Genomic DNA, 12238 nt, shown 5'->3' with positions numbered 1-12238 from the left:
CGCCGATGCCGCCCTTGCGGGTGGCGCCGACCACACCCCCGTCCCAATGGCCGCTGTCCGTCGCGGTCGCGCGAAGGAAACCCCGTCCCGTGAATACCTTGACCCTTCTCCCCTTCATCGTGCTCATCGCGGCCATGTTCCTGATGACCCGCTCGGCCAAGAAGAAGCAGCAGCAGGCCGCCCAGATGCGGAACGAGATGCAGCCCGGCTCCGGTGTCCGCACGATTGGGGGAATCTACGCGACGGTCAAGGAAGTCAACGAGGAGACGGTCCTCCTCGACGCCGGCCCCGGCGTGGACCTGCTGTTCGCGAAGAACGCCATCGGCGCCGTCCTCTCCGACGACGAGTACAACCGCATCGTCCACGGCGTCGAGCACGACCTGAAGTCCGACGCCGCCGTCGTTCCGGACGACGCGTCCTCTCTCACCGAGACCGACGAGACCGACGGGCCCGCCGCTGCCGCCGCCTCCGACGAAAAGATCGACCTCGGTAAGAAGGACGCCGCCGAGCGCGGGGACGACGCCATCCGGGCTGCCGAGGACAGGGCCCAGGCCGCCGAGGCCAGGACGGAAGACGAGCCGAAGAAGACCGACGGCGACTCCGGCACGAAGTAGTCACGCCCCGGGACGCGCGGCGGGGGCACCACCAGCCCCGCCCCGCGCACCCCGGGCACGGCTGTCTCGCACGGGAGCCCGACACCATGTCATGGCCGACCGCGCCGACCGGGCGCGGGGCGGCCCGAGAGGGAGTACGAGAAGGTGGCAGCACCTAAGAGGGGCCGGAGCGCGAGCGCCCAGAGCAAGCCAGGGCGCTCGCTGGCCCTCATCCTGATCGCCATCGTGGCGCTCACCGGAGGGATGTTCGCCTCCGGGCACACCACTCCGCGTCTCGGTATCGACCTCGCCGGTGGTACGAGCATCACGCTCAAGGCGAAGGCCGACCAGGGGTCCGCGATCAACAAGGCCAACATGGACACCGCGGTCGACATCATGAACCGCCGTGTCAACGGCCTCGGCGTCTCCGAGGCGGAGGTGCAGACCCAGGGGACCGACAACATCATCGTCAACATCCCCAAGGGCACCAACTCCGCGGAGGCCCAGCAGCAGGTCGGCACCACCGCCAAGCTGTACTTCCGCCCGGTCCTGGCCAGCGAGCCCAGCGGCGCCGCCGCGCAGAGCCCCTCGCCGAGCGCCTCCTCCAGCGGCGGCTCCTCGCCCAAGCCGGGCGCGAGCCCCTCGGGCAGCGCCTCCCCGCAGCGGGCGACGTCCGGCTCGGCGTCCCCCACGGGCACCGCGACCTCCCAGGGCCGCCCCGTCACCGACGCGCTCAAGGCCGGCTCCACCCCCTCGCCGAGCGGCTCCGCCTCCGGCAGCGCCAAGCCGTCCACCACACCCTCGGCCCCGTCGAGCGGCAAGCCCTCCGGCGACACCGCCCTCCAGGCCCGCTACGCGGCCCTGAACTGCGCCAAGCCCGCCGACCGCGCCAACGCCGGCAAGAACGCCAAGCCCGGCCAGCCCACCGTGGCCTGCGGCGAGAACGACGGCGCGTGGTTCAAGTACCTGCTCGGTCCGGCCGCCGTGGACGGCACCGAGGTGAAGAAGGCGCAGGCCGTCTTCGACACCCAGGGCGCCGCCGGCTGGCAGGTCCAGATGACCTTCACCTCCGGCGGTGGCAAGAAGTTCGCGGACATCACCGGCGAGCTGGCCAAGAACCAGTCCCCGCAGAACGAGTTCGGCATCGTCCTGGACGGCGAGGTCGTCTCCAGCCCGTTCGTGCAGCGAGCCATCACCGGCGGCCAGGCGGAGATCTCCGGCAGCTTCAAGCAGGAGGAGGCCCAGAACCTCGCCAACATGCTGTCGTACGGCGCCCTCCCGCTCTCCTTCCGCGAGGAGTCCGTCACCACCGTCACCGCCGCGCTCGGCGGTGAGCAGCTGCGTGCCGGCCTGCTCGCCGGCGCGATCGGTCTCGCGCTGGTCGTGATCTACCTGGTGGTGTACTACCGCGGCCTGTCCCTCGTGGCCATGGCGTCCCTGGTGGTCTCCGCGATCCTCACCTACCTGATCATGACGCTGCTCGGCCCGGCCATCGGCTTCGCGCTGAACCTGCCCGCGGTCTGCGGTGCCATCGTCGCGATCGGTATCACCGCGGACTCGTTCATCGTGTACTTCGAGCGCATTCGTGACGAGATCCGCGAGGGCCGCTCGCTGCGCCCCGCCGTGGAGCGGGCCTGGCCGCGCGCCCGGCGCACCATCCTCGTCTCGGACTTCGTGTCGTTCCTCGCCGCCGCGGTGCTGTTCATCGTCACCGTCGGCAAGGTGCAGGGCTTCGCCTTCACCCTCGGTCTGACCACCCTGCTCGACGTGGTCGTCGTCTTCCTCTTCACCAAGCCGCTCATGACGCTGCTCGCCCGCCGCAAGTTCTTCGCCGACGGCCACAAGTGGTCCGGACTCGACCCGAAGGGCCTGGGCGCCAAGCCGCCGCTGCGCCGTACCCGCCGTTCCGCCGGTCCCGCCGGCCCTGTCGACCCGAAGGAGGCATGAGCGATGTCGAAACTCGGCAACCTCGGCGCTCGACTGCACCGCGGCGAGATCAGCTACGACTTCGTCGGCAAGCGCAAGATCTGGTACGGCGTCTCGATCCTGATCACCATCACGGCCATCCTCGGCCTGGCGGTGCGCGGCCTGAACATGGGCATCGAGTTCCAGGGCGGCGCGGTCTTCACCACGCCGACCAAGATGAGCACCTCGGTGGCCCAGGCCGAGGAGTACGCCAAGGACGCCGCCGGCCATGAGGCGATCGTCCAGAAGCTCGGCAACGGCAGCCTGCGCATCCAGATCGCCGGTATCGAGACCGACCAGTCCGACCGGATCAAGAAGGATCTGGCGAAGGACCTGAACCTCGACCCCGAGAAGCTCGCCGCCGACCTGGTCGGCCCGAGCTGGGGCGAGCAGATCGCCAACAAGGCCTGGGAGGGCCTGGCGATCTTCATGGTGCTCGTCGTGATCTACCTGGCCATCGCCTTCGAGTGGCGCATGGCCATCGCGGCGCTGGTCGCGCTGATCCACGACATCACCATCACGACCGGTATCTACGCCCTGGTCGGCTTCGAGGTCACGCCCGGCACCGTCATCGGCCTGCTGACCATCCTCGGCTACTCGCTCTACGACACGGTCGTCGTCTTCGACAGCCTCAAGGAGCAGACCAAGGACATCACCAAGCAGACCCGCTGGACCTACAGCGACATCGCCAACCGCTCGATCAACGGCACCCTGGTCCGCTCCATCAACACCACGGTCGTCGCCCTGCTGCCGGTGGCCGGTCTGCTCTTCATCGGCGGCGGCTTCCTCGGCGCGGGCACGCTCAACGACATCTCGCTGTCGCTGTTCGTCGGTCTCGCGGCCGGTGCCTACTCCTCGATCTTCATCGCCACCCCGCTCGTCGCCGACCTCAAGGAGCGCGAGCCGGCGATGAAGGCCCTCACCAAGCGGGTCCTGGCCAAGCGCGCCCAGGCCGCGGCCGGCGGGGACTCCGCGGAGTCGCCCGCCACCCCGGACGACGACGCCGACGGCGCCGCCCCGGCCGTGGTGGGTCCGCGCCACCAGCCCGAGTCGCGCGGCCGGGGCCGCGGCCGGACCCCGGGGAAGCGCCCATGACCGAGCTCGCGGACATCTCGACGCTGCTGCTCAGCCGCATCCGTGACGTCGCCGACTACCCGGAGCCGGGCGTGATGTTCAAGGACATCACCCCGCTCCTGGCCGACCCGGCGGCCTTCGCGGCGCTCACCGACGCCCTCGCCGGTATCGCCGCCGCCACCGGCGCGACCAAGGTCATCGGCCTGGAGGCCCGCGGCTTCATCCTCGGCGCCCCGGTCGCCGTCCGCGCGGGACTGGGCTTCATCCCCGTCCGCAAGGCCGGCAAGCTGCCGGGAGCCACCCTGCGCCAGGCCTACGACCTGGAGTACGGCTCGGCCGAGATCGAGGTGCACGCCGAGGACCTGGCCTCCGGGGACCGCGTCCTGATCGTGGACGACGTCCTGGCCACCGGCGGCACCGCCGAGGCCGCGGTCCAGCTCGTCCACCGCGCCGGCGCCGAGGTCTGCGGGGTCGCCGTGCTGATGGAGCTGGGCTTCCTCGACGGCCGCGCCCGCCTGGAGCCGGCTCTGGGCGGCGCGCCGGTGGAGGCGCTCCTCAGGATCTGATCGGCCCGCACACCGAACGGCCGCCCCGGTGCCACCGGGGCGGCCGTCGCCGTCCCCGGCCCGGCACGCACCGGCGCAGACTGCCCGGGAACGGCCGTGGAATCGCGTGGGGGCTCCGTCCGTCGCACGTGCAGACGGTCCTCACAGCGGCCTGGAGGCGATGACCGGGCGCGGGATGGCTACCATGGGATGTCCGGAGCCTGACCGGGGGACCCGGATCGCGCACGAGGAGTCCTCTTGCCAGACGAGGCCCAGCCACTGACCGCCGCCAAGCCCGAGCCCGCCTCGGCACCCGCGGCGAAGCCCGCGCCGAACGCGTCCCAGGTGCAGAACGACACCCGTGGACGGGTCGAGCACGCCCAGTCCGCGCCCGTCGAGAAGAGCGCCGAGGCCTCGCGTCCCAAGCCCGCCCCCGCGGAGCGCCCGGCACAGCCGCCGGTCGTGCGCCAGCCCCCCACCCCGTCGGCGCGCACCGGCTCCTCCAACCGCGTCCGGGCCCGCCTGGCCCGCCTCGGTGTCCAGCGCGCGAACCCGTACAACCCGGTCCTGGAGCCGCTGCTGCGGATAGTGCGCAGCAACGACCCCAAGACCGAGAACTCCACGCTGCGCCAGATCGAGAGCGCCTACCAGGTCGCCGAGCGCTGGCACCGCGGCCAGAAGCGCAAGAGCGGCGACCCGTACATCACGCACCCGCTCGCCGTCACCACCATCCTGGCCGAGTTGGGCATGGACCCGGCCACGCTGATGGCCGGCCTGCTGCACGACACCGTCGAGGACACCGAGTACGGCCTCGACCAGCTGCGCCGCGACTTCGGCGACACCGTCGCCCTGCTCGTCGACGGCGTCACCAAGCTCGACAAGGTCAAGTTCGGCGAGGCCGCGCAGGCCGAGACCGTGCGCAAGATGGTCGTCGCCATGGCCAAGGACCCCCGCGTCCTGGTCATCAAGCTCGCCGACCGCCTGCACAACATGCGCACCATGCGCTATCTCAAGCGCGAGAAGCAGGAGAAGAAGGCGCGCGAGACGCTGGAGATCTACGCGCCGCTCGCCCACCGCCTCGGTATGAACACCATCAAGTGGGAGCTGGAGGACCTCGCGTTCGCGATCCTCTACCCCAAGATGTACGACGAGATCGTACGGCTGGTGGCCGAGCGGGCACCGAAGCGTGACGAGTACCTGGCCATAGTGACCGACGAGGTCCAGGCCGACCTGCGGGCCGCCCGCATCAAGGCGACCGTCACCGGCCGCCCGAAGCACTACTACAGCGTCTACCAGAAGATGATCGTGCGGGGCCGCGACTTCGCCGAGATCTACGACCTGGTGGGCATCCGCGTCCTCGTCGACACGGTCCGCGACTGCTACGCCGCCCTCGGCACCGTCCACGCGCGATGGAACCCGGTCCCCGGCCGGTTCAAGGACTACATCGCGATGCCCAAGTTCAACATGTACCAGTCGCTGCACACGACGGTCATCGGGCCCAACGGCAAGCCGGTCGAACTCCAGATCCGCACGTTCGACATGCACCGCCGCGCCGAGTACGGCATCGCCGCGCACTGGAAGTACAAGCAGGAGGCCGTCGCCGGGGCCTCCAAGGTCCGCACCGACGTGCCGAAGGCCTCCGGCAAGGACAAGGACGCCATCAACGACATGGCGTGGCTGCGGCAGCTGCTGGACTGGCAGAAGGAGACCGAGGACCCCAGCGAGTTCCTGGAGTCCCTGCGCTTCGACCTCTCCCGCAACGAGGTCTTCGTCTTCACGCCCAAGGGCGACGTCATAGCGCTGCCGGCCGGGTCCACACCGGTGGACTTCGCGTTCGCGGTCCACACCGAGGTCGGCTACCGCACCATAGGAGCGCGGGTCAACGGCCGCCTCGTACCGCTCGAATCAACCCTGGACAACGGCGACCTGGTGGAGGTCTTCACCTCCAAGGCGACCGGCGCCGGCCCGTCCCGCGACTGGCTCGGCTTCGTCAAGTCGCCGCGGGCACGCAACAAGATCCGCGCCTGGTTCTCCAAGGAACGCCGCGACGAGGCCATCGAGCACGGCAAGGACGCCATCGTGCGGGCCATGCGCAAGCAGAACCTGCCGATCCAGCGCATCCTCACCGGCGACTCCCTCGTCACGCTCGCCCACGAGATGCGGTACTCGGACATCTCCGCGCTGTACGCGGCCATCGGCGAGGGCCATGTCTCCGCGCAGAACATCGTCCAGAAACTGGTGCAGGCCCTGGGCGGCGAGGAGGCCGCCACCGAGGAGATCGATGAGTCGGTGCCGCCGGCGCGCGGACGCAGCCGCAAACGCCGCTCCAGCGCCGACCCGGGCGTCGTCGTCAAGGGTGTCGACGACGTGTGGGTCAAGCTGGCCCGCTGCTGCACACCGGTCCCCGGCGACCCGATCATCGGCTTCGTCACGCGCGGCAGCGGCGTCTCGGTGCACCGCAGCGACTGCGTCAACGTCGACTCGCTCTCCCGTGAGCCGGAGCGCATCCTCGACGTCGAGTGGGCACCCACCCAGTCCTCGGTCTTCCTGGTCGCCATCCAGGTCGAGGCGCTGGACCGCTCCCGCCTGCTGTCGGACGTCACCCGCGTCCTGTCCGACCAGCACGTCAACATCCTCTCCGCGGCCGTGCAGACCTCCCGCGACCGGGTCGCCACCTCCCGCTTCACCTTCGAGATGGGCGACCCCAAGCACCTCGGTCACGTCCTGAAGGCCGTCCGCGGCGTGGAAGGCGTGTACGACGTGTATCGCGTGACCTCGGGACGCAGCCGGTCGTAGCCGGGCACGCGAAAGGGCCCCGTACGCGCGTACGGGGCCCTTTCGCGCAAGCGGCGGGGATGATCAGCCGCCGAACTCCTGCAAGCCCTTCAGGGCCTGCTCCAGGAGCGCCTGGCGGCCTTCCAGCTCACGCTGGAGCTTGTCGGCCCTGGCGTTGTTGCCCTGGGTGCGCGCCTGCTCGATCTGCTTCCCCAGCTTGTCCACGGCGGCCTGGAGCTGACCCGTCAGACCCTCGGCGCGCGCGCGTGCCTCGGGGTTCGTCCGGCGCCACTCGGCCTCCTCCGCCTCCTGGATCGCCCGCTCGACGGCGTGCATCCGGCCCTCGACCTTCGGCCGCGCGTCCCGCGGGACGTGGCCGATGGCCTCCCAGCGTTCGTTGACCGAACGGAAGGCGGCCCGGGTGGCCTTCAGGTCCTGGATCGGCAGGAGCTTCTCGGCCTCCTCGGCCAGCTCCTCCTTCAGCTTCAGGTTCTCCGACTGCTCCGCGTCCCGCTCGGCGAACACCGAGCTGCGGGCGGCGAAGAAGACGTCCTGGGCGCCGCGGAAGCGGTTCCACAGGTCGTCCTCGTGCTCACGCTGGGCGCGGCCCGCCGCCTTCCACTCCGCCATCAGCTCGCGGTAACGGGCCGCCGTCGGACCCCAGTCCGCCGAACCCGACAGTGCCTCCGCCTCGGCGACCAGCCGCTCCTTGACGCGGCGGGCCTCCTCGCGCTGCGCGTCCAGCTGCGCGAAGTGCGCCTTGCGCCGTTTGGAGAACGCCGACCTGGCGTGGGAGAAGCGGTGCCACAGTTCGTCGTCGGACTTGCGGTCCAGCCGCGGCAGGCCCTTCCAGGTGTCCACCAGCGCCCGCAGCCGCTCACCGGCGGCCCGCCACTGGTCGGACCGCGCCAGCTCCTCCGCCTCGGTGACCAGCGCCTCCTTGGCGTGGCGGGCCTCGTCGGTCTGCTTGGCGCGCTGCGCCTTGCGCTCCTCGCGGCGTGCCTCGACGGTCTCCACCAGCTTGTCCAGCCGCGTGCGCAGGGCGTCCAGGTCGCCGACCGCGTGGTGCGCGTCCACCTGCTCGCGCAGGTGGCCGATCGCGGTCTGGGCGTCCTTCGACGACAGGTCGGTGGTCCGCACCCGCTTCTCGAGGAGGCCGATCTCGACAACCAGGCCCTCGTACTTGCGCTCGAAGTAGGCAAGCGCCTCCTCGGGGGAGCCGGCCGCCCAGGAGCCGACGACCTGCTCGCCGTCGGCCGTACGCACGTACACGGTCCCCGTCTCGTCGACGCGTCCCCACGGGTCGCTGCTCACAGCGCCTCCTCCACATGATGCCTGCGGGGGGCCTCAGCACCCCCGGGCATCGTCCACAGTTTCGTCACGGCCAACATAGGCGACCGGCGGGCGGCCTGTCCGCATCCAGCGCGACCGAAATTCCGCAGTCGGCCGTCCCGCGCCACCCTGGCCGTCAGGACTTCGTCACCGTCGCCTTGTTGATCACCACGGTGGCGTTCGGGGCGGTGTTGCGGGTGCTCGGGTCGGCCGGTGCGCTACCCGCCGCGGCGATCTTCTGGAGCACCTTCATGCCCTGCTCGGACACCGTGCCGAACGGGGTGTAGCTGGGCGGCAGGGGGCTGTCCTTGTAGACGAGGAAGAACTGGCTGCCGCCGGTGTGCTTCTGTCCGGTGTTGGCCATCGCGACCGTGCCCGCCGGGTAGGTGTTGCCCTTGAGCACCTTGTCCTTCAGGTTCTCGTCCGGGATGGTGTAGCCCGGCCCGCCCATGCCCGTGCCCTGGGGGTCGCCGCACTGGAGGACGAAGATCTGCGCGGTGGTGAGCCGGTGGCACTTGGTGTGGTCGAAATAGCCCTTGCCCGCCAGGAAACCGAACGAGTTCACCGTGTGCGGGGCCGCCGCCGTCTTCAGCGCGATGCCGATGTCACCGCACGTCGTCGCGAGCTTCATCGTGTACTTCGCCGACGTGTCGATCGTCATCGCCGGCTCCTTCTTCCAGCTGAGCTTCTTCACCGAGCCGGCCGCCGGCTTGGCGCACGGGTCGGGCGCCTTGCTGGTGGGCGTCGCGCTCGGCGTGGTGCCGGCGCTCGCGTTCGTCTTCTTGCCGTCGTCCTTCAGGACCCCGGTCGTGTACAGCGCGACACTGCCGATCACGACCACGCCCAGGACCGACGCGATCACGGAGTTGCGCAGGCGGGCCTTGCGCCGTGCCTGGGTGCGCCGCTGCTGCTGCCGCAAGAACTTCTCCCGGGCGAGCTGACGCCGCCGCTGCTCCTGGCTGACCACCGGGTTATCTCCTCATGCGTGTCGTGGCGGGCGGTACGCGTGCGTCCTCGTGAGCCGACCGCAGTGTGTAGCCCCGTACCGTATATGGGTTGGCTGAGGAAACGGCAGCGCCGGTAGGCTTCTGACCGCAGCTGAAGCCGCCCGTGACCGACACAACGAAGGACGACCGTGCTCATTGCCGGGTTCCCCGCCGGGGCCTGGGGGACGAACTGCTATCTCGTCGCCCCTGCCGCCGGTGCGGAGTGCGTGATCATCGACCCCGGCCACCAGGCCGCCGAAGGCGTCGCGGAAGCGCTGCGCAAGCATCGGCTCAAGCCCGTCGCCGTCGTCCTCACCCACGGCCACATCGACCACGTGGCCTCGGTCGTCCCCGTCTGCGGGGCGCACGACGTACCGGCCTGGATCCACCCCGAGGACCGGTACATGATGAGCGACCCCGAGAAGGCGCTCGGCCGTTCCATCGGCATGCCGCTGATGGGCGAGCTGACCGTGGGGGAGCCGGACGACGTCAGGGAGCTGGGCGACGGCGCCACCCTCGAACTGGCGGGCCTGGAGTTCTCCGTGGCGCACGCGCCCGGCCATACCAGGGGGTCGGTGACCTTCCGGATGCCCGAGAGCGCCGACATCCCGTCGGTGTTCTTCTCCGGGGATCTGCTGTTCGCCGGCTCCATCGGACGCACCGACCTGCCGGGCGGATCCATGACGGACATGCTCGAGTCGCTGGCCCGCGTGTGCCTGCCGCTCGACGACTCCACCGTGGTGCTGTCCGGACACGGCCCCCAGACGACCATCGGCCAGGAGCGCGCCACCAACCCCCATCTGCGGCAGGTGGCGGCCGGCCAGGGAGCCTCCCCGGCTCCCCGACGAGGAATGTGACGAGAGACCTTCGGTGAGCACCTTCAAGGCCCCCAGGGGCACCTACGACCTGATCCCGCCCGACTCGGCCAGGTACCTGGCGGTCCGCGAGGCGATCGCCGCCCCGCTGCGCACCGCCGGCTACGGCTACGTCGAGACGCCCGGTTTCGAGAACGTCGAGTTGTTCGCGCGCGGTGTCGGCGAGTCCACGGACATCGTGACCAAGGAGATGTACGCCTTCGAGACCAAGGGCGGCGACCGGCTCGCCCTGCGCCCCGAGGGCACCGCCTCGGTGCTGCGCGCGGCCCTGGAGGCCGGCCTGCACAAGGCGGGCAACCTCCCGGTCAAGCTCTGGTACTCCGGCTCCTACTACCGCTACGAGCGCCCCCAGAAGGGCAGGTACCGTCACTTCTCCCAGGTGGGCGCCGAGGCGCTCGGTGCGGAGGACCCGGCCGTCGACGCCGAGCTGATCATCCTGGCCGACCAGGCGTACCGCTCGCTGGGCCTGCGCGACTTCCGCATCCTGCTGAACAGCCTGGGCGACAAGGAGTGCCGCCCGGTCTACCGGACCGCGCTGCAGGAGTTCCTGTACGGCCTGGACCTGGACGAGGACACGCGCCGCCGCATCGAGATCAACCCCCTGCGGGTCCTCGACGACAAGCGCGAGTCGGTCCAGAAGCAGCTGACGGGCGCCCCGCTGCTGCGTGACTTCCTGTGCGACGCGTGCAAGGCGTACCACGAGGAGGTCCGCGAGCTGATCACCGCCGCGGGCGTCTCCTTCGAGGACGACCCGAAGCTGGTGCGCGGCCTGGACTACTACACGCGTACCACCTTCGAGTTCGTGCACGACGGGCTCGGCTCGCAGTCCGCGGTGGGCGGCGGCGGCCGGTACGACGGCCTGTCCGAGATGATCGGCGGCCCCGCGCTGCCGTCCGTCGGCTGGGCCCTGGGCGTCGACCGCACGGTCCTCGCGCTGGAGGCCGAGGGAGTGCAGCTGGACCTGCCCTCCGCGACCAGCGTCTTCGCGGTCCCGCTCGGCGAGGAGGCCCGGCGGGTGCTGTTCGCCAAGGTCACCGAGCTGCGCAAGGTCGGCATCGCGGCGGACTTCGCGTACGGCGGCAAGGGCCTGAAGGGCGCCATGAAGAACGCCAACCGCTCGGGCGCCCGCTACACGATCGTCGCCGGCGAGCGGGACCTCGCCGAGGGCGTCGTCCAGCTCAAGGACATGGAGTCCGGCGAGCAGACGGCGATCGGCGTCAACGAGATCGTGGCCGAACTGGAGTCCCGGCTCGGTTAGCCGTCGCACCGCGCGCGTGGGCGCCGGGCGCTTCCCGCGGGGCGTCCGGCGCCCTTGTCGTACCAACATGCTTATCCGGAGCGAACGGTGCGCACCCGTGTGCGTGCGGCACAATGGCCCCTGCCCGAAGCAGGTCCCGACTCTCAAGTGACGGAATCGGCGTGATGAGCAAGACGACAGTCAACGACGCCTCCACGGATCCCGGTCCCGGGCGCGCCGCCGAGGCCCCGCGCACCGAAGGCGCCGGCCGCGCCCTCGCCCTGCTGCTGGTGATCACCGGTGCGGCCGGACTGCTGGCCGCCTGGGTCATCACGATCGACAAGTTCAAGCTCCTGGAAGCCAAGGTCGAGGGGAAGACCTTCACCCCCGGATGCAGCCTGAACCCGGTCGTCTCCTGCGGCAGCGTGATGGAGAGCAAGCAGGCCGCCGTGTTCGGCTTCCCCAACCCGATGCTCGGCCTGGTCTGCTACGGCATCGTCGTCTGCGTCGGCGTGACCCTGCTGGCCCGCGCCCGCTTCCCGCGCTGGTACTGGCTCACCTTCAACGCCGGCACCCTCTTCGGCGTCGCCTTCTGCACCTGGCTCCAGTTCCAGTCCCTGTACCGGATCAACGCCCTGTGCTTGTGGTGCTCGCTGGCCTGGGTCGCCACGATCGTCATGTTCTGGTACGTCACCTCGTTCAACGTCCGCAACGGCTTCCTGCCGGCCCCGCGCCCGCTGAGGTCCTTCTTCGGCGAGTTCACCTGGGTGCTGCCGGTCCTGCACGTCGGCATCATCGGCATGCTCGTGCTGACCCGCTGGTGGGACTTCTGGACCAGCTGACGGCGGTTCCCGCG

10 protein-coding genes are annotated in these 12238 nt (G+C 70.4%); 8 read left to right on the top strand and 2 right to left on the bottom strand.

Going from position 1 to position 12238, the window contains the following annotated elements; translation table 11 throughout:
* The first annotated feature begins 89 nt into the window (after positions 1-89).
* The 5 genes from yajC to ACGFT1_RS03695 all read left to right on the top strand — a co-directional run bounded on the left by yajC (position 90) and on the right by ACGFT1_RS03695 (position 6973).
* Positions 90-614: a preprotein translocase subunit YajC gene (yajC, locus tag ACGFT1_RS03715; protein ID WP_373907373.1), complete on the top strand. Its 525-nt coding sequence runs from the start codon at positions 90-92 to the stop codon at positions 612-614.
* A gap of 144 nt (positions 615-758) precedes the next feature.
* Positions 759-2540 carry a protein translocase subunit SecD gene (gene secD / locus ACGFT1_RS03710; RefSeq protein ID WP_373907372.1) on the top strand — a complete coding sequence of 594 codons (1782 nt, stop codon included), beginning with the start codon at positions 759-761 and terminating at the stop codon, positions 2538-2540.
* A 3-nt stretch (positions 2541-2543) separates the two neighbouring features.
* Positions 2544-3653 (top strand): protein translocase subunit SecF, encoded by a 1110-nt coding sequence (gene secF / locus ACGFT1_RS03705; RefSeq protein ID WP_373907371.1) that lies wholly within the window; start codon positions 2544-2546, stop codon positions 3651-3653.
* Positions 3650-4198, top strand: coding sequence for an adenine phosphoribosyltransferase (locus tag ACGFT1_RS03700; RefSeq protein WP_373907370.1), 549 nt, complete (start codon positions 3650-3652; stop codon positions 4196-4198). Before secF ends, ACGFT1_RS03700 begins: the two co-directional genes overlap by 4 nt.
* Positions 4199-4435: 237 nt before the next feature.
* Entirely contained in the window at positions 4436-6973 is a 2538-nt protein-coding gene (locus tag ACGFT1_RS03695; protein ID WP_373907369.1) for a bifunctional (p)ppGpp synthetase/guanosine-3',5'-bis(diphosphate) 3'-pyrophosphohydrolase, read from the top strand.
* A 63-nt stretch (positions 6974-7036) separates the two neighbouring features.
* Here ACGFT1_RS03695 and ACGFT1_RS03690 read toward each other — a convergent pair whose 3' ends face one another.
* Positions 7037-8266, bottom strand: a complete 1230-nt coding sequence (locus ACGFT1_RS03690) for a DUF349 domain-containing protein (RefSeq protein ID WP_373907368.1) — start codon at positions 8264-8266, stop codon at positions 7037-7039.
* A 154-nt stretch (positions 8267-8420) separates the two neighbouring features.
* Complete coding sequence (locus ACGFT1_RS03685; RefSeq protein WP_373907367.1) at positions 8421-9251, bottom strand: peptidylprolyl isomerase; 831 nt, start codon at positions 9249-9251, stop codon at positions 8421-8423.
* A 168-nt stretch (positions 9252-9419) separates the two neighbouring features.
* Between ACGFT1_RS03685 and ACGFT1_RS03680 the strand changes: the two genes are divergently transcribed.
* The 3 genes from ACGFT1_RS03680 (at position 9420) to ACGFT1_RS03670 (ending at position 12224) form a co-directional block, all read left to right on the top strand.
* On the top strand, positions 9420-10127 hold the full coding sequence (locus ACGFT1_RS03680) for an MBL fold metallo-hydrolase (protein ID WP_373907366.1): 708 nt from the start codon (positions 9420-9422) through the stop codon (positions 10125-10127).
* A 13-nt stretch (positions 10128-10140) separates the two neighbouring features.
* Positions 10141-11403, top strand: coding sequence for a histidine--tRNA ligase (gene hisS, locus ACGFT1_RS03675; protein ID WP_356826684.1), 1263 nt, complete (start codon positions 10141-10143; stop codon positions 11401-11403).
* 164 nt (positions 11404-11567) lie between these two features.
* Positions 11568-12224 carry a vitamin K epoxide reductase family protein gene (locus ACGFT1_RS03670; protein WP_373907365.1) on the top strand — a complete coding sequence of 219 codons (657 nt, stop codon included), beginning with the start codon at positions 11568-11570 and terminating at the stop codon, positions 12222-12224.
* The last annotated feature ends 14 nt before the right edge of the window (positions 12225-12238 follow it).

The sequence above is a fragment of the Streptomyces sp. Y20 genome (assembly GCF_043195475.1).
Taxonomy (GTDB): Bacteria; Actinomycetota; Actinomycetes; order Streptomycetales; family Streptomycetaceae; genus Streptomyces.
The sequence above is the reverse complement of the archived record's forward strand: the minus strand, read 5'-3'. Positions and strand labels throughout refer to the sequence as shown.